Origin of the sequence: Clostridium sp. AF37-5, assembly GCF_003477605.1 — a bacterium.
In the GTDB taxonomy this organism is placed as follows: domain Bacteria; phylum Bacillota; class Clostridia; order Lachnospirales; family Lachnospiraceae; genus Eubacterium_F.
Genome location: NZ_QUDR01000001.1, coordinates 1 through 25,219, shown reverse-complemented (window position 1 = coordinate 25,219; position 25,219 = coordinate 1). Strand labels below are relative to the sequence as shown.

Annotated in this window: 20 protein-coding genes and 1 pseudogene; 4 read left to right on the top strand and 17 right to left on the bottom strand. The window is 38.8% G+C overall.

Going from position 1 to position 25,219, the window contains the following annotated elements; genetic code table 11:
* Positions 1–158 precede the first annotated feature (158 nt).
* From DW019_RS00105 to hcp, 3 genes are all read left to right on the top strand, one after another.
* Complete coding sequence (locus DW019_RS00105; RefSeq protein ID WP_118442115.1) at positions 159–1,820, top strand: aryl-sulfate sulfotransferase; 1,662 nt, start codon at positions 159–161, stop codon at positions 1,818–1,820.
* Positions 1,817–3,397 (top strand): aryl-sulfate sulfotransferase, encoded by a 1,581-nt coding sequence (locus DW019_RS00100; protein WP_117478406.1) that lies wholly within the window; start codon positions 1,817–1,819, stop codon positions 3,395–3,397. The genes DW019_RS00105 and DW019_RS00100 overlap by 4 nt, the downstream gene beginning before the upstream one ends.
* A gap of 470 nt (positions 3,398–3,867) precedes the next feature.
* Entirely contained in the window at positions 3,868–5,460 is a 1,593-nt protein-coding gene (gene hcp / locus DW019_RS00095) for a hydroxylamine reductase (RefSeq protein WP_181974949.1), read from the top strand.
* 4 nt (positions 5,461–5,464) lie between these two features.
* On the opposite strand, the gene DW019_RS00090 is transcribed toward hcp, so the two are convergent.
* The 12 genes from DW019_RS00090 to DW019_RS00035 form a co-directional block, all read right to left on the bottom strand.
* The gene (locus DW019_RS00090) at positions 5,465–5,995 is read right to left on the bottom strand and encodes an isochorismatase family cysteine hydrolase (protein WP_022378189.1); all 531 of its coding nucleotides are present in this window, start codon (positions 5,993–5,995) and stop codon (positions 5,465–5,467) included.
* Positions 5,973–6,431: a hypothetical protein gene (locus DW019_RS00085; RefSeq protein ID WP_117478407.1), complete on the bottom strand. Its 459-nt coding sequence runs from the start codon at positions 6,429–6,431 to the stop codon at positions 5,973–5,975. Before DW019_RS00085 ends, DW019_RS00090 begins: the two co-directional genes overlap by 23 nt.
* Positions 6,432–6,457: 26 nt before the next feature.
* Positions 6,458–7,996, bottom strand: a complete 1,539-nt coding sequence (locus DW019_RS00080; RefSeq protein WP_022378191.1) for an impB/mucB/samB family protein — start codon at positions 7,994–7,996, stop codon at positions 6,458–6,460.
* Entirely contained in the window at positions 7,971–9,329 is a 1,359-nt protein-coding gene (locus tag DW019_RS00075; RefSeq protein WP_118442114.1) for a diguanylate cyclase, read from the bottom strand. Before DW019_RS00075 ends, DW019_RS00080 begins: the two co-directional genes overlap by 26 nt.
* Before the next feature lie 21 nt (positions 9,330–9,350).
* Complete coding sequence (locus DW019_RS00070; protein WP_118442113.1) at positions 9,351–12,026, bottom strand: DegV family protein; 2,676 nt, start codon at positions 12,024–12,026, stop codon at positions 9,351–9,353.
* Positions 12,023–14,707, bottom strand: a complete 2,685-nt coding sequence (locus DW019_RS00065) for a hybrid sensor histidine kinase/response regulator (RefSeq protein ID WP_118442112.1) — start codon at positions 14,705–14,707, stop codon at positions 12,023–12,025. Before DW019_RS00065 ends, DW019_RS00070 begins: the two co-directional genes overlap by 4 nt.
* 611 nt (positions 14,708–15,318) lie before the next feature.
* The gene (locus DW019_RS00060; RefSeq protein WP_118442111.1) at positions 15,319–15,729 is read right to left on the bottom strand and encodes a hypothetical protein; all 411 of its coding nucleotides are present in this window, start codon (positions 15,727–15,729) and stop codon (positions 15,319–15,321) included.
* Positions 15,726–16,343, bottom strand: coding sequence for a TetR/AcrR family transcriptional regulator (locus DW019_RS00055; RefSeq protein ID WP_117478412.1), 618 nt, complete (start codon positions 16,341–16,343; stop codon positions 15,726–15,728). The genes DW019_RS00060 and DW019_RS00055 overlap by 4 nt, the downstream gene beginning before the upstream one ends.
* A gap of 89 nt (positions 16,344–16,432) precedes the next feature.
* The gene (locus DW019_RS00050; protein WP_118442110.1) at positions 16,433–16,888 is read right to left on the bottom strand and encodes a GNAT family N-acetyltransferase; all 456 of its coding nucleotides are present in this window, start codon (positions 16,886–16,888) and stop codon (positions 16,433–16,435) included.
* Positions 16,867–17,349, bottom strand: a complete 483-nt coding sequence (locus DW019_RS00045) for a TetR/AcrR family transcriptional regulator (protein WP_147352997.1) — start codon at positions 17,347–17,349, stop codon at positions 16,867–16,869. The genes DW019_RS00050 and DW019_RS00045 overlap by 22 nt, the downstream gene beginning before the upstream one ends.
* 41 nt (positions 17,350–17,390) lie before the next feature.
* Positions 17,391–18,764, bottom strand: coding sequence for a hypothetical protein (locus tag DW019_RS00040; protein ID WP_118442108.1), 1,374 nt, complete (start codon positions 18,762–18,764; stop codon positions 17,391–17,393).
* Positions 18,754–19,248 (bottom strand): RNA polymerase sigma factor, encoded by a 495-nt coding sequence (locus DW019_RS00035; RefSeq protein WP_118442107.1) that lies wholly within the window; start codon positions 19,246–19,248, stop codon positions 18,754–18,756. The genes DW019_RS00040 and DW019_RS00035 overlap by 11 nt, the downstream gene beginning before the upstream one ends.
* Positions 19,249–19,427: 179 nt before the next feature.
* Here DW019_RS00035 and DW019_RS00030 point away from each other — a divergent pair, with 179 nt between their 5' ends.
* Complete coding sequence (locus tag DW019_RS00030; RefSeq protein ID WP_022378199.1) at positions 19,428–20,585, top strand: CapA family protein; 1,158 nt, start codon at positions 19,428–19,430, stop codon at positions 20,583–20,585.
* Between the two features lie 27 nt (positions 20,586–20,612).
* Here the strand turns inward: DW019_RS00030 and DW019_RS00025 are convergent.
* The 5 genes and pseudogenes from DW019_RS00025 to DW019_RS00005 all read right to left on the bottom strand — a co-directional run bounded on the left by DW019_RS00025 (position 20,613) and on the right by DW019_RS00005 (position 25,083).
* Positions 20,613–21,505 (bottom strand): annotated as a pseudogene (locus DW019_RS00025) (ATP-binding protein).
* 213 nt (positions 21,506–21,718) lie between these two features.
* Entirely contained in the window at positions 21,719–22,501 is a 783-nt protein-coding gene (locus DW019_RS00020; protein WP_118442106.1) for a hypothetical protein, read from the bottom strand.
* 16 nt (positions 22,502–22,517) lie between these two features.
* Positions 22,518–23,093, bottom strand: a complete 576-nt coding sequence (locus tag DW019_RS00015; RefSeq protein ID WP_118442105.1) for a hypothetical protein — start codon at positions 23,091–23,093, stop codon at positions 22,518–22,520.
* Positions 23,090–23,449, bottom strand: coding sequence for a helix-turn-helix transcriptional regulator (locus DW019_RS00010; protein WP_118442104.1), 360 nt, complete (start codon positions 23,447–23,449; stop codon positions 23,090–23,092). Before DW019_RS00010 ends, DW019_RS00015 begins: the two co-directional genes overlap by 4 nt.
* A 173-nt stretch (positions 23,450–23,622) precedes the next feature.
* Positions 23,623–25,083: an IS1182 family transposase gene (locus DW019_RS00005; RefSeq protein WP_243024079.1), complete on the bottom strand. Its 1,461-nt coding sequence runs from the start codon at positions 25,081–25,083 to the stop codon at positions 23,623–23,625.
* Between the last annotated feature and the right edge of the window lie 136 nt (positions 25,084–25,219).

The following is a 25,219-nucleotide window of genomic DNA, read 5'->3' as shown; positions in this document are numbered from 1 at the left end:
TTGATTTGTGTCAAGTGTTCGCTGGTACTCTATTTTGATTCCAGTAATTCGGCAGAATTACGGAAACTAATAAAGTCCCCCCTAACACCTACCTGAAATTGTTTTGACATAATTATTTTTTACACTAAATCTATCATTACATAAAAAGGAGTACACGCATGAAAAGAAAAGCACTTTGGATAAGCATCATTGGTATTCTTTTAATCGGTTTTGTCTGCCTATTCTGCTATCGGCATTATATAAGACAAAAACAAATCGAGCAAAAAAAACATACCGGTTTAGTCAGTGAAGATTTTCCGATTCAGGATATCAAACACCAAAGCAAAAATATTTATGAGGATGCTTACCAGACAGAAGCAGACAACCAGCTTCAAAATATGAGAAACAATAATTCCTACACAATCGAAGATCCACTTGTTGTCTGGAATCCATATGGGACAAATACCGGTTCCTTTTATTATTACGGCGTATCGGAACAGGATAGTTATGTCGTCTGTGAAGTGACCTGTAACAATGGCAGCGTGATAAAACACCGCTTGAAAAATGATTCCGATTCTGGCGTAACAAAAACACATGAATACTTAATTACCGGACTGGCACCGGGACTTGAAAATCATTTTTCCCTTGCTTTTTATGACGCAGGAAACAATTTGATTCATACCTATCAATATACTGTCACACTCAAAAAGGATAAACAGATTCCTGCCATTACCAAAGTGGAAAAGGGGAATAGCAAATCTTCTTTGACCGATGGACTTTTTGCTGTTTTGGGACATGATAAATCTAAGGCAAAAAATATTTATTATTATGACAATAACGGTATCTGCCGGGGAAAAACACCATTGAATGACTACCGCACCGACCGTATTTTAACGATTGATGGTAAACTTGTCTACTCCTACAGCCTCACAGACATTGCATTTGTCAACCGACTGGGAAAAGTCGAAAAGACACTTTCTCTTGGCAAATACGAACTTCATCATGACTTTATGTACGATGAAAAACGAAATGAGCTTTTATGTCTTGTCAACGATACCGACAAAGACACAATTGAAGATGTTTTGATTTCTGTCAATATTGAAACCGGAAAAATAAAAAAACTGGTCGATTTTGAGAAAATGATGAAGTCCATGAGAAAGCGCTCCGTACAACGCAAAGGCGGAAAAAATACATATGGCGGAACCGAGCTTGACTGGCTTCATTTGAATTCTCTGGATATGATTAATGATAAAGATGCCGTATTCAGCAGCCGGGAAGAAAGCGTAATTATTAAAATCAATAATATTTACGAGAATCCTTCCATTGACTACTTAATCCACAGCGGCTCTCTTTATAAAGGAACCAAATATGAAAAACTGCTATTAAAACAAAAAGGGAACTTTGTCGGACATGCCGGTCAGCACACGATTACAGTAGAACACGATGCTTCACTGCCAAACGGACAATATTATTTGTTTATGTACAATAATAACTTTGGCAGTGCCAAAACACTCCCTCAATTTGACTGGAGCCTCTATCCGGGCGTCGGCACTTACCGCAAAGGAACTGCCTCCTATTTTTGCAAATATTTAGTCGATGAAAACCAAAAAACATACGAATTGGTTCAGCAGTTCTCTGTTCCGTATTCCAGTGTGGTCAGCGGAGTGAATTATATTGGAAATAACATCACATTCAGCAGCGGCATGGATCACACTTATGGCGAATACGATAAACAAGGAAACATGATTTGTACATATACTTATGCCGCAAAACGATACGCTTACCGCGTAATAAAATATGATTTTACTGATGTATACTATGAAAAGGAGACCATCCAATGAAACAAAAGAAACTACTGGTAAGTATGTTTTTCCTTCTGTTTTGCGGCACCCTCGTTTGTGCCACAAAATCTCAGGCAAAAATACTTACTATCAAACACAGTACGAAAAACGTTTATACAACCAAATACCAAAGAGAAGCAACTTCTTATCTGACCAAATGGAAAAAGGGGAAAAGAACTTTGGATGCCCCTCTGTTAGTAAAAAATCCATATGGCACACTGAGTACCTCTATTTACTTTTATGCGGTTTCTACAGAACCACTTTACGCCAAGTACACCATTACAGCCAAAGGTGCGGAAACGGTTTCTGGCACTTTAGCAGGCGGATCGGAAGCAAATGTGCGCCTAACTCACGAATATCTGATTCCGGGACTCGCTGCCGGCAGAAAAAATACAGTAGAAATTAATTTCTATAATGCAGCAAATGAGCGGAAAAAGACTGTTCGCTTTTCAACGACACCAAAAAAGGAAAAAGCGATTCCGAAAATCAAAAAAGTGAAAAACGGAAAAAGCAAAACTGCCGTCTCGCTCGGCTTCTATGCCATGTTTGGACACGATAAATCAGATGCCACCAACATTTACTATTACGATAACAACGGTGCAAGCCGCGGCTTGACACCACTGAATGGCTACCGCACCGACCGAATTCTCACCGTAGACGGCAACTGGATTTTCTCTTATGATATTGACAAACTTGCCGTCATGAACCGCTTAGGGCATATCGTGAGACAAATCTCTCTCAAAGGTTACGAACTCCACCACGATTTTATGTATGATGCGGCTCATAAAAAATTACTGTGTCTTGTAAATGATAAGAAGAAAAAAACAATTGAAGACGTTGTTATTTCTGTTGATATTAAAACTAAAAAAACAAAAAAATTAGTTGATTTTGCAAAACTTATGTCGGCTTCCAGAAAAAAACATGTTCAGCGAAAGGGTGGTAAAAACACCTACGGAGGAACTGAACTTGACTGGCTCCATTTAAATTCCTTAGATTTAATTAATGATGGAGAACTAATTGTGAGCAGCCGGGAAGAAAGTTCTTTGGTAAAGGTCAGCAATATTTACAAAAAGCCGAAAATCAAGTACATCATCCACTCCGGCTCCCTCTACAAAAAGACATCGCTTGCAAAGTATCTTCTCAAGCGGACCGGTGTCAAATTTGTCGGACATGCCGGTCAGCATACGATTACTGTAGAAAAAGATGATACCCTCCCAAATGGGCAGTATTACCTCTACCTGTACAACAACAATTTCGGCAGTGCAAAAACACTTCCAAAATTCAGTTGGAAAAGTTATAAAGGCGTCGGCTCCTACAAAAAAGGAAAGGCTTCTTATTACTACAAATATCTGGTGGATGAGAAGAAAAAGACCTACCGGCTTGTAAAAAAATTTGCTGTTCCTTATTCCAGTGTTGTCAGCAGTGTCCAGCATTTTGATGAAAACATCACATTCAGCAGCGGCATGAACCACACCTACGGCGAGTATGACAAAAATGGAAAAATGATTCGTACCTTCACTTACCAGTCCAAACGTTACGCCTACCGCGTGATGAAATATAAATACGATATTTTCTAATACCCTCAAAAAACTGCCGATTCTTAGAATTCTTGTTCTTAGAACCGGCAGTTTCTTTTCCTCTTACCTTACTTACATGGCAAGCCCATCCTGCAATTGCTTTGCCAAGGTACGGATACGTGCTACCATCTTGTGTGCTTTCATTCATGCCATCAATTTCCGATGTGTTTGTGCTGAAATTTGAAAGCATTCCTGCCGTACGTTTACAGAGCATCGTAAAGATAGCTGCCAGTGCAATCAAAATATTTAATTTTCTTAAAAAATAAAGATTTGCAATGGCAATAGCAAGGAAAGACAGAGTCTTTCGACTACTCTTTTGTAGAAAAACGTGTTTATTTTATAGTTTTAACAAATGCATACAACCAAATATTTCCTGTTAAGCGTCAAAAAAACGTGGTTATAACAACATATTTCTTAATTAAATTTTTTTATAATAAGCTCACAATAACAAATCAAAGGAGCGAAAACGCATGACAAATTCAATGTTTTGTTTTCAATGTGAACAGACCGCAGGATGTGCCGGATGCACCGGTTGTGCAGGCGTATGTGGTAAAACTGCCGAAACTGCCAATCTTCAGGATGAATTAACCGGAGCACTGATTGGCTTGGCACGTGCCTGCGAAAACAATAAAAAAACGGAAAATACGGATCAGATTATTATAGAAGGTCTTTTTACAACCATTACAAATGTAAACTTTAACGATGATACGCTGCGCGAAATGATTCAGCGGGTAAATGAAGAAAAACACATCATTGTACCGGATTGCAGCGTATGCAAAAATCCATGTGGAAACACCGACAATTATGACATGAAACGAATTTGGGAAGCAGATGAAGATATCCGCTCATTAAAATCCCTTATCCTTTTTGGCATCCGTGGCATGTCAGCCTATGCATACCACGCAAAAATGCTTGGCTATACAGATGAAACCGTCAATCAGTTCTTTTATAAAGCACTTTGTGTAATTAGCTATGATTTTGATATGGAGCATCTTCTCCCAGTTGTTATGGAAACGGGTGAGGTAAACCTCGCATGTATGGCACTGTTAGACCGTGCGAACACAACCTCGTATGGCACTCCGGTTCCGACAAAGGTTTCTCTGACTGTTGAAAAAGGACCTTTTATCGTTGTAAGCGGTCACGATTTGAAAGATTTGGAATTGCTTCTTAAACAAACGGAAGGAAAAGGAATTAACATCTATACCCACGGAGAAATGCTCCCTGCCCACGCTTATCCGGAATTAAAAAAATATCCTCATTTGAAAGGAAATTTTGGAACAGCATGGCAGAACCAGCAAAAAGAATTTGACAATGTTCCGGCAGCCTTTTTATTTACAACCAACTGCTTAATGCCTGTGAAACCTGGTTACGCTGACCGCGTTTTCACAACCGAAGTCGTTTCTTACCCAAATGTCACACACATTGGTGAAGACAAAGATTTTACACCGGTTATCGAAAAAGCACTGGCACTTGGCGGCTATTCAAAAGACAAAGAAAATACCGGAATTAATGGCGGCCACTATGTCATGACCGGATTCGGACACGGAACCGTCCTTGGTGTTGCAGACCAGGTGATTGATGCTGTAAAAAACGGCGACATCCGACACTTTTTCTTAGTCGGCGGATGTGACGGTGCAAGACCGGGAAGAAATTATTATACCGAATTTGTAAAACAGACACCAAAAGACACCGTTATTTTGACACTTGCCTGTGGAAAATACCGTTTCAATGACTTAGACCTTGGTGAAATTGGCGGACTTCCCCGCATCATGGACATGGGACAATGCAACGATGCCTACTCTGCCATTCAGGTTGCTATCGCACTGGCAAAGGCATTCGATTGTGATGTCAATGAACTTCCTTTGTCGATGGTTCTGTCCTGGTACGAGCAAAAAGCTGTCTGCATTCTGCTGACCCTGTTACACCTTGGTATCAAAAATATTTATCTGGGACCAACACTGCCAGCCTTCCTCTCAAAAAATGTGCTGCAATATCTGATTGATGAGTATCACATTTCCAAAGTATCAACCCCGGAGGAAGACTTAAAACAGATTCTTTCATAATCACTTAGTGTGAATTTTTTATCTGAATCTGACACATTTTCATGGACGCCAGCGCGTTTTCGTGGGACTCTTTTGTCACTCCCGCGCAGCACGCTGCGTCCACGGAAATAACAGTTTCCGGAAATACAGTTTTTAATCCCATTGCATTTGAAATTACACAGATATCCGTACATAACCCAATCAATTCGATTTCATCACCAAAAAACAATTCCGGTTGTGCCAAAACCGCCTGCGACCAATCATATCCAAATGTATTTTTATCAAACACCATATCGTCCTCACTAAAACCAATCTCATCTGAAATCTGCCACCCAAAAGTTCCTTCGATACAATGCTTCACCGGCAGATTTTTTCCCTCCTGCGTATCCAGATAATCCTCTCCATGCGTATCACGGGTGAAAAAAACCGGATTCCCTGCCTCCCGGTATTCTTTAATTTTATCCTTTACAAATGGCACAATTGCCTCCGCCTCTTTTGTTCCCAGCGCTCCATTAATAAAATCATTCTGCATGTCAATCACAAGTAATGTCTTCATTTGAACTCCTTTCCAGCCAGTCGGCCTCAATATTTACAATTTGGTGCATTGGTATGACCGTATGGTCGTTAAAAACCAATTCGCGTTTATATTCATCCATTTTCTTTACCACACCGGCATAACTTTCATATCTCCCGCCTGCCTTCTTCTCATCCGGCAGAAAATATGTGATCGTCACCTCAGGATTTTCACTCATTTTGGCTTTTATCTGCATAAAAATCCAATCAAGCCGCTCCATCACATCTTCACCAAGTGCTGCTTTTTCATCCGTCAAACGAGCCGTCTCGGAAATTGCCTCCTCATGTCCGGTCAGTGCTGCAAATGAGGAAAACTGCGCCGCCCGGTCTCTTCTTGCCATGCGGGGATGATTTTTGGAATTGGGATGCGGCATAGAAAGAATGTCATCGTATTTATGACTAATTTCATTATTCAGCATTTCCTGACCTCCTTTTTCTGATCCGATTATGCCTTGTGTCCGCCAATCTGTGAATTTCTATCTTTGGCAGTTGCACCTTCCTCCAGATTCATTCCTTTTAAAATTGCATTTTTTCCAAACTTTTTCTTAATATCAAGCATCGCATGCTGGATTCGTTTTTCTTTTTCAAGAGCAGCCTCTTCTTTCTCGCGCCCCCGTTTTACTTCTTCATAATCCGTAAAAAGCTGTAGCTGCTCATAGCTTTCTTTCTCCTGCACCAAATCCTCACTCACTAACTTATTCGCTGTAATGGTAATCCGGCGAACCAATAACTTTTTATCTACAATCCGGTCATATAATTCCATTACTGCATCCATAATTATAGCAGTGGATGATGTCTGCCTTTTTAAATTAGTTGTCCCGTGTGCATGTTTTGGCACCTTTCTTCCATAACGGTCCGTTGTTACAACTCCTTTGTAGCTTCGATTTCTTGATGGGTCTGTCAAGTTTACAATATCATACCCTATCGTGAGTACAATCTGATCTGTAACAAGTCTTTTGTCGACCAAATCAAGCACCATCAAATCCGTCATTTCCTTTACCACCAGTTTCGCTTTATCAAAATCATAGGGACACTGCAAAACCTGACCGGAACTCACACTGTTCGTCTCCGGCTTATACGCCTTAACATCCTGAATTGTGCACGGCTCATACCCCCATGCATGGTCAATCAAAAGTTCCGCATTCACACCAAACAACTGGTACAAAAGTTCTTCATTGTATAGCTCATCCGGTTTTCCAATGGAACATCTGGCAATATCGCCCATCGTATAAAGCCCATTCGCTTCTAATTTTTTTGCATAGCCGGGACCTACACGCCAAAAATCGGTAAGCGGCCTGTGATTCCAGAGGAGCTTCCGATACGACATCTCATTTAACGCTGCAATCCGCACCCCGTTTTTATCCGGATCCATATGTTTTGCCACCACATCCATCGCAATTTTACAAAGATACATGTTGGTACCAATTCCTGCTGTCGCTGTAATCCCAGTTGTTTTGAGAACATCCTGTATCATTGTCATGGCAAGTTCTCTTGCCGTCATTTCATAGGTAGAAAGGTAATCGGTCACATCCACAAACACCTCATCCACTGAGTAAATATGCATATCCTCCGGTGCAATGTACTTCAAATAAATATCGTAAATTTTTGTGCTGTACTCCATATAATATGCCATTCTGGGTGGTGCCACAATATAATCAATGGCAAGAGTTTTATTTTTTTTTAGTTCCACACTGTCATCCGAGGCACCTAGAAATGTTCGATTCGGTGCCTGATACCGGCGTTTATAATTTGCTTCTTTCACCTTTTGAACGACCTCAAAAAGCCGTGGCCGCCCCGGTATTCCATAACTTTTAAGAGCAGGTGAAACAGCAAGACAAATTGTTTTTTCTGTCCTTGTTTGATCTGCCACCACAAGATTTGTAGTAAGTGGGTCGCGATTTCGTTCTTTACATTCCACAGAAGCATAAAACGATTTTAAATCAATTGCAATATAAGTTCTATCGACTGATGCACGCGATGTCATAATCGATCTGCACCTCCTGATGCGAATACATTTTATAAAAACAATCCAAAATACGATCCGCAACCATACTTCCATTTACTTCGTCCGTATCCATAAGAATTACCACAATCTGTTTACTGGAATATCTCGTCGATACATCCGACCTGCGCAAGGACGTATAAATTGCTTTCTCCAAGGTCTCCAAAATCAGTTCCATCTCTGTCACATCAATTTCCTGATTTTCCTCATTCACCGTAAATAACACGGTTTGAACATCCTTTTCGTTTCTCTTTACAAAACGGCAGATAAAATTATAAACATGATGAAAACTGTCTATATCAAGAAAATACGCGCCCTGTCCATCATCTGCACGGCTCATTAAACTGTTAATATACTTCAGATCAACAATTTTTCCGGCACGGCTTTTTTCCTTCTGTAACTTATCACTGAAAAAATGATATGCGTTTTTTCCGTTCTGCTTCACATAGTATAACGCTTTATCTGCTGAGTTGTAAAGTTTATTAAATTCCATTCCGTCTTCCGGTGTCTGCGCAATGCCAATCGAAACGGAACACTCGGTTTCAAAATCAAATTCGGCAAATTTCTTTTGAAAACCGGAAATAATCTCTGCTGCACGGCTGCCCAGTTCACTTTTTTCTGTAACATCCTTTACAAAAATCATAAACTCGTCACCGCCAATCCGACAAAGAACATCCCCTTCTCCTGCAAATTTCTTTAAAGTGCCGGCAAATATTTTAAGTGTTTCATCCCCGGCAATGTGACCGTAATTGTCATTAACTGCTTTAAAATTATCCATATCAAGCATAAAAAGAGCACCTTTTTTCCCCTGTGAAATCATTGCATTCACAGCATTTTCTGTATAGGCACGATTCCAAAGCCCGGTCAGGGCATCCTGATAAGATTTACTTTTAATATCCGATACTTCACGAGTTTTCTTCTCTAATTTATCTGCAAGACCACGCCGAAGTTCTTCTAGTTCAAGTGCTCTTCCAATCCTTGACTGCATAACAGCCGGCACAAAAGGTTTTACAATAAAATCAATGGCCCCCTCTTTAAAACAGCGGGTCTCCGTCTCGGTATCATTATCAGCCGTAAGAAAAATCACGGGAATGTCCTTACCGTTCTCCATCGTCCGAATTTTTCTAAGCAGTTCAAAGCCATCCATTTCCGGCATACTGATATCCAAAAGAATCATGTCACATTCCTCATTTTCCAAATAAGACAATACCTGTGTTCCCCTCACAACAGGGATTACCTTATATTCGCCACTTAACACTTTCCGCGCTGCCGAAAGATTTAGTTTATCATCATCTACAACTAATATTGTTTTCATCTTGCTATCACCTCATACGTTTTATTCATCATCCATCTTTGCAAATAACAGTCCAAAGGTACCCGGTCCGCAGTTAATGGCAACCGCCGGAGATGCCTTTTGATAAATAATGTTCTCGATTGCATCTTTTTCTCTTACTTCTTTTGTAATTTCCTTTAACTCATCATTCGTTAGTCCTGCATAGGTAATAAACAGCATCTTTTTATCCATATGAAGCTCTTTATTAAACGTGGAAGTAATGTATTTCTTCCATGCCGTTTTTTTTCTGCCAACATAAATTTTCTTTATTTTCATCCTGCCATTTTTTAGAACAACTACAGGATGGAGCATAAATGCCTGACATAGTTTATGAACCTTTTCCGAAATTTTTCCTGCCTGCATCAGATATCCCGTCTCGCTTACAATAAAACTTGTCTGAATCTGTTTTTTATAAGCCTTAAGTTTCTGCGCAATATCCCCGGCTCCCATTCCGCCGGTAGCACAAGATAGGGCATACAAAACCATAAGTCCCATACCGCTTGACAATTGTCCGGAATCTATAACCATAACATTATCAAACGCCTTTGACGCTTCCAGTGCATTCGCAAATCCGGGACTAACACTTTCTGCCATGGAAATATGGACAACAGACTGCGCTTTCGTAAGCTGTTCGGCAAAAAACTCTTCGTAATCACTTACTTTTGGTGCCACTGACTGCACTATTTCATCGCGTTCTTTCATATAAGCAAGGATTCCGTCTGTCTCCGTTTCGACACCATCTAAAAACTCACCACCTTCTGTTTTCACGCGATAAGGCATTACGGCAGCTAAATTTTTATCTATGAGATGATCGGGCAAATCCGATGTCGTGTCCGTCGATATCATAACCGGCACTTTTTTCCTGTGCTCTAAAATCGGTGCCTCTATCATTCCCACGGTTCCTTCTGCATTGAATTGCCTGATAAGATTTTTAGGAAGAAGTCTTAGAAGTTCTTCCTCTAATTGCGCACCACTGACCGGCTTTAACAAATACCCGTCAAATCCTTCACGAAAATAAAGTGCTTTATTTTCACTTCCGGCATTTGCTGTCAGTGCCACAACCGGCGTATTTTGATTAAAGCCACCCGTCTGGATCCGAATCGCATGCAGACATTCAATACCATCCATTTCCGGCATCAAGTGATCCATAAAAATAACATCATATCTTGTCTGAAGACTTTTCTTTAAACACTTTTCTCCGCTTTCTGCCGTATCCACCATAACTTTTGTGTCACGAAGCAATTTTTTTGCCACCATCCGGTTCATTTCATTATCATCTACAATTAAGACGCGTGCCTTTTCCGCCACAAAACTTTGCTTGTACGATTCTCTTTGATTTGTACCATGTCTTGTCTCCAAATCCAGTTCACCGATCTCTTCATTGCTTACCACTTTTTGTGGAATTGTAATGATAAATGTGGAGCCTTTTGTATATACGCTGTTTACGGAAATATCACCACCCATAAGTTCAACTAACTGCTTCACAATCGAAAGTCCCAGTCCGGTTCCTTCTATATAGCGGTTTTCACTCTCGTCAATGCGTTTGAATGCTTGAAATAAATACGGAATACTTTCTTTTTTAATTCCCATTCCGGTATCCGTCACCGAATAAGAAATTAATGCATTTCCGTTCTCCTGCTCTTTGCACTGAATGGATAAAGTAACAGCCCCCTCTTTTGTATATTTAACCGCATTATTTAATACATTAATAAGAATCTGTTTGATCCTCACTTCATCACCAAACAGCTGGGATGGCAGCAAAGGGTCCACATTGATATGAAATTCAAGCCCTTTTTCCTTTGCCCGTATCCAGAGCATATTCACAACATCGGATAACATATCTCCTGTTTCGTAAACGGCTGGAACAATCTGCATTTTGCCCGATTCAATTTTTGACATATCCAATATATCATTAATCAGCGTCAAAAGCATCTTGCTTGCCCCCTGAATACTCTTGGCATCGCCGGCTGCTTCATCCGAAATTTCTTCTCGCAAAATCATCTCATTCAGTCCAATAATAGTATTTATCGGTGTCCTGATTTCATGGCTCATACTTGAGAAAAAATGATTCTGCATCCGGTTTAATTCTTCAATTTCTTTTTTTTGCTCCTTCGCAATCTTATTTTCTTTCCGGTACATCGCATTTTGAAATAAAATCATGCTGCACACAAGAACCGTCACTGCTGCCAATGTAAAAAAGGAATCCGCATAAGCAGCATGAATTGTATGGGACCCCATAATCTGAGGATTTAAATAAGCAATCAGATAACAAACACCATACAGGCAGAAACTGCTGGCAATCAATATGTACTTTGCCTTCTTCTCAACTACCAGACAGGCAAAAACAACGCCAAACATCAGCCAAATCGGGCCGCCTCCATAAATCCCTCCACTTGTCAAAAAGTTAAAAGGAAGCGCAAAATAAATCAGCAAAACGGAAATCAGCACTGCTCCTATTTGAATTTTATGAAAATGGATGGAAAAATACGTTATCGCAACCGCAAGCGCAAATACCACAAGAAGTGAAAGGGTGTTTGCCATACTTTCTCCTAACACAAGACCAACAAGAATTCCCATTGCCAGTCCCATTAAGCCAATCGTGACCAGAAGACGGAACAATCGTTCCTGAAGCCCTAATTCATGATTGTTAAACACTTGTATCAATCGTTTTGGATTCATTCGCATTCACCTCTTTCCACACGTTTGTATAGCTTCTCTGTTTTATTAAGTGCCCGGTCAAATTCAAAATCCGTTACATCTTGTTTGATATCCTCAATCAATTCTTTCCCCAACAAGTTTGCGCACTTTATATGCTGCAGTTTTTGAATAATTTTTTCTGCCTCATCTATTTCGTAAGCACGCAATTTTTCCATCAAAAGCATTAATTCTTCCAATAATTTTTCGCTATTTATTTGCGTTACAGAAAACTCCTCTTCTTCCAACACAGTACCAAGCAGGCTGCCGATTTCCACAACCGCCGCTGCATACTGGTCTAGAACTTCTTTGTGATTCTTCTCAATGAAATCCCAGTCTTTTTCTTTCGCTGCCATTTCCAAATCTTTTGCCAGATCAGACAAATTCTCTGCTCCTATCATCTTCGCCGTACTCTTTAAGGCGTGCACACGAATCCGATAATCTTCCATATTTTTCTGCTCATAATCCGCTTCTATCATTTGTCTCTTTTTCACCGACTCACTGTGAAACTGCGCTAACAATTCTCTGTAAAACATTTCATCTCCACGGCAGTATTGCAGCCCGGCATTCCTGTCAAAATTCGTTTTCCTCTCGTCCGCTTTTACAGCCTCTTTTTCCTCACTGACATAGGTAATCGACGATTTCGGAAGCACCTTGCAAAGAACTCGTTCCAGTGTCATTGTCTCAATCGGTTTTGAAACAAACTCATCAAAACCTTCCTCCATAAACATTTTCTTTGCCCCACTGACTGCATTTGCCGTAAATGCAACAATAATATATTCCTGACCACTCTCTTTTTGCATTTTACGAAGTTGTTTTAACGTTTCGATACCATCCATTTCCGGCATCATATGATCAAGGAAAATAATATCAAATCTTTCCTTTTCACAAGCCGCAATTGCCTCTTTTCCGCTGATTACAGTTTTTACTATCATCTGATAATTTTCAAAAATCCCCTTTGCAACGGTCAGATTCATCGGCTCATCATCCACAACCAACACCTTAATTCCCGGGCATATCATTTTTCGTTTCTTTCTTTTTGACAAATCACTTTCCTTTTCCTTTAAAATATTTAATACAGACTGTGTACAAAGGGGCTTCCGAATTATTTCTATCCGCTTTTCCTGCGGCAGAATAATATTTTTTCCTGCCACAACAACAATCCGCACTTTTGAATCTATCATTTCCAAATAATTCTTATTTACGCGATACTCCTCCTCACCCACAAACAAATGCGTCACCGGTGTCACTTCTAATAACTGTTCCAATTCGTCCCGGTTCGTAACACGGTGCAATAGGATGTCAAACTGTTTTACCATATGCGCAATCATTTTATTATAATACTCTCTTACTTGAGGCACTTTATATTTTTCCGTCATCAAGAAACATGCAACACACAAGTTTTTATTATTAATTAAAGGCTTTTCCGGATTTTCTTCTGCCACCTGCTGTGGAATACTAACCGTAACCGTAGTTCCCCTGCCCTCTTCACTTTCAATCCGCATAAACCCATTCATCACACGAACCATTCCGTACACAATAGACAAACCTAACCCAAGTCCCCCCACCTTTCGGTTTCTTCCTGTACTTGTTTGGTAGAACCGCTCCGTAATTCTTTCCAGTTCATCTTTTGCAATGCCGACACCTGTATCACTTACTTCAATACACAAATTGATTCCATAAGATTTTTTTAATGAAAAAATTCTGACATAAACACCGCCCTCTTGCGTAAATTTCATCGCATTATCCACTAGATGTTTTAATATCTTTCTTATTTTCCGCTCATCGCCCAAAAGAACCGGTGGAATTTTTGTATCATAGTCAAAAAGCAGTTCGGGCTGTTTTTCTTCTTTTTCCCAATGCTCCGAAACCAAATCACTTACAACCAGAGACGGTGTATAATTTTCTTCGCTCAGCCGGATTTTGTTCGTATCAATTTCTGTGTAATCTAAAATATCTTCAATTTGACCAAATAATCGTTTTCCAGCCATTTGTACCGAGGATAACTGCTCTCTTTTTTCTTGCTCTTCTTCTTTTTGCAGCATGACGGTAGAAATACCTGTAACCGCATTAATCGGTGTACGCAATTCATGAGAAACATTGGCAAGAAAATCTTCGACACGGCGATTTGTTTCTTCTAATTTTTCAATTTTTTTATCCGAATATACACGCTCTGATTTCCTCCTTTTCAATACAAGATTCACAAGACATCCAGACACCAAAACAAGACCAAGATGCAAAAGCGTCCTAGTCACTGTAAGTGTTGTAAGTTCAATGGCATGTTTCAGAACAAAGATAAAATCATAACACATTGTCAAATAATATGTAATCACACAAAGTCTGATAATACTTGATTTTTCCGTTACTGAAAATAGAATCATAATCAAAATCATAAGTGGTGCCAAATCAAACACACTTGTCTGATGAATTCCATAAAAAAAACAAGATATCATCGTCAGCGCAAAATACAGCCACAGCCGCATTCCTCCTGAAACCATATCGGTAATATAAATTACCCAGCTTCCAATCAATGCCGTCAGCAAAAGCACAATTGCTCCCACTTCCCAGCCAAGCAAAAGTGATTCTCCCGTCAAAATAAGTGAGAAAAATGTGTACACTAACAACACAATCAGATGGTTCTCCCTCTGCTTTTCCTTTTCATACATAAAATATCCCTTAACCTTCCCTTTAGTATTATCTTTCTTCTCCACCCCATCTTTTTTTTCATATATCCATATAGATTATAAACATTTTATGTATTTGTTGTCAATGATAGTGTGGGGGCAATTTAGTTGGTTTCCGGTAATCCAGCAGAAAGGCTTTGTAATTCGTGGGCGCTCCCGCTAAACAAACGCGTAAGGGTATCGGCATGTAAACGACACATGCCTGATACCCGCGTGTTTGTACCCACTCATCACCAAGTCTTTCTGCCGGATTACCGGAAACCAAACAAATTGGCAGCCGAGCATTTGAACCAGTTACTTGAAACGTAATTGGGGAATCAAGGCATACTTTTCCGCTGATTTGTTTCCAAACGTATGCACATTGTCCACTCCACTTCCTAACTAACTATCTATCGCTTATGTAAAGGATTCGGTTGTGATCTTTTCTAGATTCCAGTAATTGACCAAGAAAAGATTTGCATCTCGTGGATACAAATGCGCAAGTATCAGGCATGTGTCTTTTACATGCCGATACTTCTGCGGATTTGTCTGAGCGAAAGCGCCACGAGATGCAAATCTTTTCTTGGTCAATTACGGAAAACTAGAAAAAAACATCACAACCGAATCCTTGATACCTCCATAACAACAATCTTCAAAAGAGCACCACCCGACATAAAATAAAACCAAACTTCACGTGCCGCCTGCGATTTAGCAATCGGTGTAGCAATGGCAGCAATAATAATGATAGCAGCACCAATGCACCCGATTAAATTAGGAATACTTAGAAGTGGAAAAATTCCCGGTGCACAGCTTCCATCGATTGTGTGTTGAATTGTCTTATCCAGCCCGTCTCTGGCTGCCGCAAAACAGCAGATAACCAAGCCAAATACGAGTACAAATAAAGTCCGTCTTCCCCAGTAAAGAATATTTGCTCTCTGAAAAATCGTATAACCGATAAATCCAAGCAGACATAGAATCATCAGCGTAGTTATCGTTGGCGTTGTATTTCCAAAATAAAGTTTCATTTTCTTCTTCCTCCTTTCAGTATTTTAGCAAAACGTTCTACATGCAGCTCGAGCATTGTTATAATTTCCTCTTTCTCATCTGCTGCATCGTACAAACTGTACATGAGAAAAATCGGACCATAAAAATCCAGTGCTAACTGCCTTGCGTCGGCTTCTTTTCCGGTTAATCCCTTAAAAATTATTTCCATGTAAGATACCGGCCCGGAAACAAGATACTTCTGAAACAATGCTGCCATCGTTTCATCCCGGTACTGCTCAAGCATCAGCATCTTGCGAAAACAATTTGAAAATTCTTCCTCTGTCCAATGCAAAAACTGTACCTTCGTAATCTGCTTAATCTTGTCTATGTCCGCCTCCCGATATCCTCTTATGACTGTTTCGCTGTCTCCTTGTGGCATTTCATACTTTTTCCCGCGCTCATAATCCAGCGAATCCATCCGGTTCACAATGCTGTCAAGGATTTCCTGCTTACTCGTGTAGTGTTTATATAACGCTGCCTTCGTAACTCCTAACTGTCTGGCAATATCATTCATCGAAGTCCCCAGATATCCATTTTTTGCAAACAACCGTAATGCCTCTTCTAAAATCCGTTCCTTCGTGCTCTTTTCCTCCATAAAATTCTTCCTTTCACTTACTAGTTACCAATCGGTCACCTTTATTATAGTTACCGACTGGTAACTTGTCAAGTAAAAAGGATACATCTCTAAAAAATTTGTCCCGGAAGTTTTTTCTTTTCCTTCTTTGGAAATGTCTTATCAAACTCTTCGGCTTTCTCTTCGTCTACAAAATATCCCGACGGTGTTGCATATTCTCCGGTAACATCCGACAAATAGCTCGGTATTAATTCTTTACACAAAAAGAACGATGCATCCTCATCTTCTCCCAGCCCGTGATACCGAATACCAAATTCACTGGCAGGTCGAAATCCGCTTTTCCCATAGAAATCAATATCTCCCTCAAAACAAAGTGCCCCACAGCCAAGTTCTTTTGCTTTTTCAATGGACGCATCTAATAATATTTTTCCGTATCCTCTCCGTTTCAACTCTGGTGTAATACAGATTGGCCCCATCGTCATAATCGGAATTTCTCTTCCATCATCTGCTTCGATTACAGCCTTTACAAACACATTCTGACCAATCAGCTGCCCGTCTTTCTCCATAACAAAATCAAGTTCCGGAACAAATGCGTCATCCTCTCTCCAACTAATAATTTTTTCGTAAATTCATCCAATGTTGTTTCAAACTGTTTCTTTACTTCATCCTTGTCCTTTGCCCCATCATACAAACTGTAAAAGAAAAACATGACAGCATAAAATTGTGCCGCTAATTCCTTTGCAGGTGAAATCCCCATATGTTCAAATAAATCTTTTACATATTCCGATGGTCCACTCACTAGATACTGCTGATATAACTGCTGCATCTCCTCACTTCGAAACTGCTCTAATGTAAGCATCTTACGAAAAGAAGATGCAAAATCATCTTCCGTCCAGTACAAAAACATCGACTTACTATACCCTGCAAAGTCCTTTAACGATATCTCATCATATTTTTCCGGCATATCCACTTCCTCGCCCTCCGGCATATCATGGTCTTGTGCCTGCTCTGTATCACTTTGCTCCATCCGTTTATTTGTCAAGTATTGATTTATACGAATTATGTTTTTTACCTCTGCGAGATGTCCAAATACTCACAGTCTTTTGACCAATCATTCAAATTCAGTGCCATACCATCCAGTTCATCTTCATCCACAAGATACGCAAAGTGCAATTGAATGGTTCCCTTAGAACCTTCTACAAACCACTCGCTTTTCCCGGTTAATTTTTCTTCCAAATAACATGGCATACCATCCGTAAAAGATTTTGAAATATAATTTGGTCTGCCATAGTCATCATATGTTTTCTGAAAAATCTGCTTGCCTTTTTTCGTCACAAGCTGCAAAGAAGGAACCGGAAACTTGCCGCTTTTTAAAACGGATGCCGAATTCTTAATCGCAAGTGTAACATAAACCAGTTTTGGCTGAACCGTCTTTGTTTCTATTACACTTCTCTCCGGTGCCGTGATTCCATTTCCATATCTAATCTGCTCTCTTTCATACGTCTTTAATTTTCCATCGTTATTCACATGCTTTAAAAATGAAGCCCGTTTTTTAATAAATGCGTCCGTTTTCAGCTGGTTTGCCGAATCCAAAACCTTAACATCTTTTACTTCATAAATTGCATTTTTAACCTGAGCCGTTCCATTTGTTGAGTAATGCTTTGCATCAATTTTTTCATCCGCCGTCAGGTTTTGCTGCACATTCCATGCACCCCCGCTTCTCTTACTGTAAAGAATATAATCAGCCGCCTCAGCTTTTGATTCTGCTTTAGTTATCTGAATTTTTTCTGCCAAATGAACAAAATCTTTTTTTGAAAGTCCTGTTTGTGCTGCCATCTCAATCAGATAACCATAATCCTCCACAAAAATATAAAGTGTCTGTCCATAATCAGTCTTTTTGCTCTTCAGATACTTACTTCCCACAACCGGATTATAACGGCAGTAAACCGCACAGCGGCCGTTAATTTTCATCGTTTCATTTTCCTTCACATCATAAGTTGAAAGTATCTCCTTCTGTTTTCCTTCTAAATACTGCAAAGAATACCAAAAATCTTTACCCCTTTGACCTCCCTCACGATTCTCATAACATTGAAATTCTTTATTTCTTTCTGTCTTGTGATAACTTTCGCCAAAGTCCGCTGAAACTTTTATATACTTCATTTTCTTCCCTTTGGTCTGATTCATTTCAGCAGTAACCGAATATTTGTCCTTCTGAATGGATGTCGTAAAATATCGGTACAACTTTCCGGCTGCCATTACCCCCGAAGGCACAATAAGAACCAACGCCAATGCGGCAGCCACCGCAATTTTCCCATATTTTTTATATGCACCACTGCCATTTTCTTTCCTGACCGTTTTTTCCCCAGCAAGAATATCATTTTTAATTTGATTCTTAGCTTGTTCCGAAATATTTATTTTTTCGTATGATTGTCTAATATCCATCTTTTTCCAATTCCTTTCTTAATAATTTTTTTGCTTTTTGCAGGCGCGTCCGGATTGTTGATTCTGACTTATGTAGCAAGTCCGCAATTTCCCTGCTGTTATACCCTTCATAATAATATAGGTAAACTACCATTTTATACTGATACGGCAGTTCCAAAATCAAACTCATCATCCCATCTATTTCGGAATGTGAATCCTCCGCTATTTCCGTAAAATCCTCCAACCGATTTCTACGATTCCACCAATGCTTCAACATATCCTTGCACGCATTTGACGCCGTAACGATCAACCACGCTTTTTTATGCTGTTCCGAATCAAAGGTGCGGTCAAGATGATAATATTTCAAAAATGTCTCATGCACAATATCCTCCGCATCCATATGATTTTTCATAAAAGAAAAGCATAAACGATATATGTCATTCACATAGGCTTCATAAGTCTGTGTAAAATTATTTTTTTGGCCGGTACCATCCAAAGTATTCATTCTTTTCTCTCCTCCTTTCACTATAGATACGATTGACGCACGCAAAACGTCGAAACCTTTTTTATTTTTCAAATTGGAAAACACCCTTATAAATAATTGACAGTTTATTCCCTTTTGTTGTATGCTAAAAAAAATTGGAACTATAATTATATCATAACTTTAACACAGGGGGATTCCAAATGAACAAGAACATAACAGTTATGACGGTTTTTGCCGCCCTTTTATTCACAACTATATTATCACCGGTTTCTGCTTATGCGCAAAACACGGCAACACAAATGCCGTCAGCCACCACAACACCTTCTGCCACCACAACACCTTCTGCCACGCAGACACCGGCAGCTACAAATCAGCCAACTGCTGCCCCAAAAAAGAAACAAAAAAAGAAAAAGTCAGTAACTAAAATCACGATAAGCGCAGCCGGTGACTGTACACTTGGTTCCGATTATAAATCTCCGGCAAGCGTTAATTTTTATGCAAAATACAAACAAAAAACACCTTCTTATTTCTTTAAAAATGTTAAGAACATTTTCAAAAAAGACGATTTAACACTTGTCAATTTTGAAGGCACTCTAACAACAAGAAGTACACGTGCCGACAAAACATTTGCGTTTAAGGGAAATCCTTCTTATCTGAAAATTTTACAAAAGGGAAATGTAGATGCTATCTCTTTTGCCAACAACCACTGCCGTGACTTTGGAAATGGAAGTTACCATGACACAATCTCTGTTTTCAAGAAAAACAAGATGCCTTTTGCTTCCTATAGTAAAGTTTCGATTTACAAAACGAACGGTAAAAAAATTGGTATGATTGCGGTCAACGGCCTCGAAGGTGTATCCTCCAGCAAACACTACATAAAAAGCGGTATTCAAAAACTGAAAAAGAAAAAAGCGGACCTTATTATTGTCAGCATGCACGCCGGTATTGAAAAGACAAGTTCTCTGGATGCCGTTCAGAAAAGTATTGCCCACTATGCCGTAAAACAAGGTGCCAATCTTGTCCTCGGCCACCACCCGCATGTCCTGCAGGGAATCGAAAAATACAAAGGTGCCTATATCGTTTACAGCCTTGCAAATTTCTGCTTTGGCGGCAACACAAATCCACCGGACAAAGACACCATGATTTACCAGCAGACCTTTACTTTCAAAAAGAACAAATTACAGAAATCCAATGATGTAAAAATCATTCCATGCAAGGTTTCTTCAACCAACAGCATTAATAACTATCAGCCAACTCCGGCAAAAGGAAAAGCAAAAAAAAGAATTCTTGCGAAAATGAATCGCTATTGTAAACCTTTTAATGTTCATTTCAAAAAAAATGGCAAGGTGGGGCGGTAGCTCCACCTTGCATAACTTACTTTCGACTTAAAATTCCAGACTGTCTGCATTAAGAAGAAAATATTTCATTCCCATAATTACAAATCCTTCATCATTTCTCCAAGGCTTCTTTATTCCATTTATTATAATTATTTTCTTAAATGAATCAGGAATATTCCTTAATGAATTGAGTTCCTGCGTTTGCTTTTCCTCAGTATCCATATCGTAAGCCACTTGGATGTAATATCTCTGACTTCCTTGGTTTACCACAAAATCAACTTCTAACTGTTTACGAACTCTCTTACTATCCACATTTTTTGCCATTACATCCACAATGCCAACATCCACATTGTATCCACGAACAAGCAGCTCATTATACACAATGTTTTCCATAATATGCGTCGGTTCCTGTTGTCTAAAATTCAATCTGGCATTTCTGAGCCCAACATCAGAAAAATAATATTTTAAATTCGCCCCCACATACTTTCTTCCTTTTATATCATATACTCATTCCATGCGTCATCATAATCTCCCCCAAAAGCCGCATAAAACTCCGCAAAAGATAAAGGATAGATTCTAATTTCATCTCCCCTTCCTCTAAATTCGGTTACAATATCACTTGATAAAAATTTTGAATTACTTCCCGTTACATACATGTCAATGTTGTGAATACGAAGCAGGCTGTTCAGCACCTCCTCAAACCGAGGCATAAATTGTACCTCGTCCAAAAGCAGATAGTACATCTGCTCATCTTTTATTTCATTTTTTATATATTGAAAACACTTTTTAGGATCCCTAAGTTCCTCATATTCAATACCATCTAATGCAATCTCAATAATATGATCCTTGTCTACGCCATTCTCCAACAAATATTTCTTTTACAAAACAAACAATAAGAATGATTTTCCACATCTTCGTATACCAGTAATAATCTTTATCATTCCATTATTTTTTCTTATTTTTAGCTATTCAAGATATAGGTCTCTCTTAATTTCCATGCTTCTCGCTCCTTATTTTTGTGCATTGCACAAAATTTAGTAATGTAATTTTTCCACTAATCCCCCTTTCTTTCAATACTTATTACTATTTTATGTAATAAACACAGCCAAAGGGCACCTACCTGATGGTAAGTGCCCTTCTTAAAGATTCTAAACTCAAGGAATATATTTTTCAATATCTTTTGCAAAATCATTTAAATTTTCTGTTGCTTTTGCAATATCACTATCCCATATGTCGCTTTTTGTATCATCCCAAAAATCATATACTTCAGAGCGAAAATCGGACCAGTCATCATAAATATCAGAGCGGGTATGTGACCACCATTTATATTCATCTGAACGCAAATCTGACCACTCCGAATATTTAGCATTATCATATGCGTCATCCAGAATTCCATCATAGAAATCATCATACATATCTTCTAAAATTCCATCATAGATTTTCTTATATACCTTATCCCCGGCTTTATCGTAAATAACGTCATACAAATCATCCATTTTATCATACATATCATCACCTGAAGCGAGAATCATTTTCGCATATGCAAGAGCGTATTCTCTTAATTTAGTCGTTAACTTTTGTTGTGATAAAAGCACTTCATCATAAAATGCTTTCACTTTTTTGGTATTCGCTTTGTATTTGTTATATGTGTTAATCTCAGTTTTCAACTTTTCATACGATTTTGTCAAAGCTTCTACTGTATTATCAACATCTTTGTTCACCATTTCTTCCAGTGCATCTAAAGAGTCTGCCTGAATCTCTATTTTGGTATCTTCCGTAGGTTCTTCTGTCGGTTCTTGTGTACTACTCTCTGTTACTGTGTTGTTGCCCTGTGTAGGTGCGGAAGCTGCTGTCTTTCCAGAATCTGTCTTACTGCCACATGCAGTTAAGGAAAATGTCATGCCAAAAACAAGTATAAAAGATAATAATTTTTTCATTGAAATGTCCTCCATATTATTGTGCTAATGTTTTCTGTTGCTTTTTATCTTTCATTTTTACAACTAAAAGTGCCACGGCACCTACCATAACAATGGCAATACCAATATAGCCGATGTACTGTGCTATCCCCCAATCATATCTACTGTTTGAAATCACACCCCTATCTTCAAAATCCCATATTATGAGCCTTAATACTGCAAAGGTGAGTATGTTAAAAACAATCACCGGTATTGATTTTCTTAATATTGAAAATAATAATGTTAATAATGCAAAAACAGCAAATGCTGCAATCACAACTACATATACAATACTTAAATCATTTGATATTTCCTTCCCTGTTTCAGATGAATAAATTCTTATAAACTCAAACAACGAGATATTAATTGCTTCTTCATTCGTCATATTCAATTCTTCTATATACATCGAATCCGAAAATTTTTCTAACGCCTCCTTATACTCATCTGTCGCAGATGCAAATGGCATAAATAATGTTAATAACAATATAGCTGACCCTATCAGCATTGCTATAAATGCACCTATAAATATTTTACTCCTATGTCCGGTTTGATTCATTTGAACTGTCTCTGTCATCTTTCTTCCTCCTTAATCTCCACTACAATGTTCCCTTCATTTTCCTCCGGCCGAACCACTAGATACCCATAGGATTCCAACAATTGAATCACATCCTGCGTTATATTCGGCTTGACTGATTGTTCTTCATTCACACAAACATTCCCGGCTATAATCTGATGCATGGAATCCACGGAGACACCAATAATTTCCGCCAGCCGGTACAAATTATCCCGGTCTGGAACTCCACCATCGGTTTCCCATTTGGCAATTGCCGATTTTGATACATGCATCTTATTGGCCAGTTCTTCCTGTGTCATAAACTTCTGTTTGCGTCTCGTTGAAATAAACCTTCCGAGACTAATTTTCACCCCCATAAACCTATGCCCCCTTTCATAATATAACTATATAAATTCTACAAGTACATTTCAAATTACTTTTTGATTACTCTGCGTAAGTTTTCAGATACCTGTAAAAAAATCCTATCATGGAACTCAAAAGAAAATCCCCACCAAAACGGTGAGGATTTCAGACTGTAGACAAAGTGGTGCTAGGACTGTTGTCCTAGCACCATTTTTCTCTGTTTGCAGCAATCGTTCGCCCAAAATGATAAAAAAGTCGATATTAAGCAGCCTTTCCTACCGCTTTTTTGAAGCATCATTGCTAGTTTTTTTAGATTCATGCAGGCAAAGGTAAGCCCGACCTTCATTTCCATTCGAGCCTTACCATACATTTGTGTATAACGAAAACCATGATTCTCCTTTGCTGTTCCAAAGATTCGTTCAATGGTTTCTTTTCTTTGCTCATATAATTTTTTCATTCCCAAAGTATGACGAACATCTTCACATTGCTCCATATAATTTTCCCATATATGTCGTGTTATCAGTTTCACATGATTTTTGCTTTCTGTACATTGAGATAAATATGAACAATTTTCGCATACATTTCCACAGCTTTTATATTCACGATATCCATCACGATTGGTTGTACTATATTTCAAGACTTGGTTGTTTGGGCAAATATAGCAATCATAGTATTCGTCATAAGCGTATTCGTATTTTTTAAAGAATCCCTCTTTGGTCATTGGACGCTTGTACGGAAAAAGTGGTGTAACTCCATCATCTATAAGAAGCTTTGCTATTGCTGGAGTTTTATATCCGGCATCTGCAACAAGTGTTTTTATTCCAATATTTTTAATTTTATCATATAATCCTTTAAATGTTCTGCTGTCATGTAAGTTTCCAGGGCTGACTGTATAACCTAGAATCCACCCATTTTTATCACAAGCGGTTTCAACGGCGTATGCAAAAACATGTTTATGTTCACCTTTACGAAACCAACCACTTTCCGGATCAGTGGTACTAGATTTTATTGTTTTTTCATTTGAAGTTCCTCCGCCAGACAAAGGAGGGTGATTATTATCGTCTTTATCTTTTAATGGTTTTTTGTGATGCTCTTGTCGATCTTTATTAATTTCAGTTTTTAACATATCTTCATAAAAAAGAGCTTCTTCCTTAGCAATTCGTTTTTGCATTTTTCTACTGTTTGCACGGGCTTTTACATGAGTAGCATCTACAAAAATCTCTGTTGGGTCAACCAATTTAAACTTGTAGCATTCTTCTAAAATATGAGCAAAAATCTGCTCAAATAAGTCGGTATCTTTGAATCGTCTTGTATAATTCTTTCCAAAGGTTGAAAAGTGTGGAACTTTATCTGTCATATCAAGACCAAGAAACCATCGATATGCAACGTTTACTTCAATTTCTTTTACTGTCTGACGCATGCTCTTGATTCCATACAGATACTGAATGAGAGGTATTTTAATCAATGTCACAGGATCCATGCTGGGCCGACCGGTATCGTGCGAATATTTGTCTTTCACTAAATCATAAATGAAAGTCCAATCGATTGCTTTATCGATAATTCGAAGAAGATGATCCTTAGGAACCATTTCATCCATACATAACAAATGAATTTGTTCTCTCTTTTTATCAGCATTTTCAGTCATCATATGAAATCACCACCTAGTATTTTATACTTCTATTATACCAAAAAAGCACCGAAAAGTCGCTAAAAAATCGCACTTTTCAGTGCTTTAATACGAGAAAAATCCACGACATTTGTCGTGGACTTTGTCTACAGTCTGA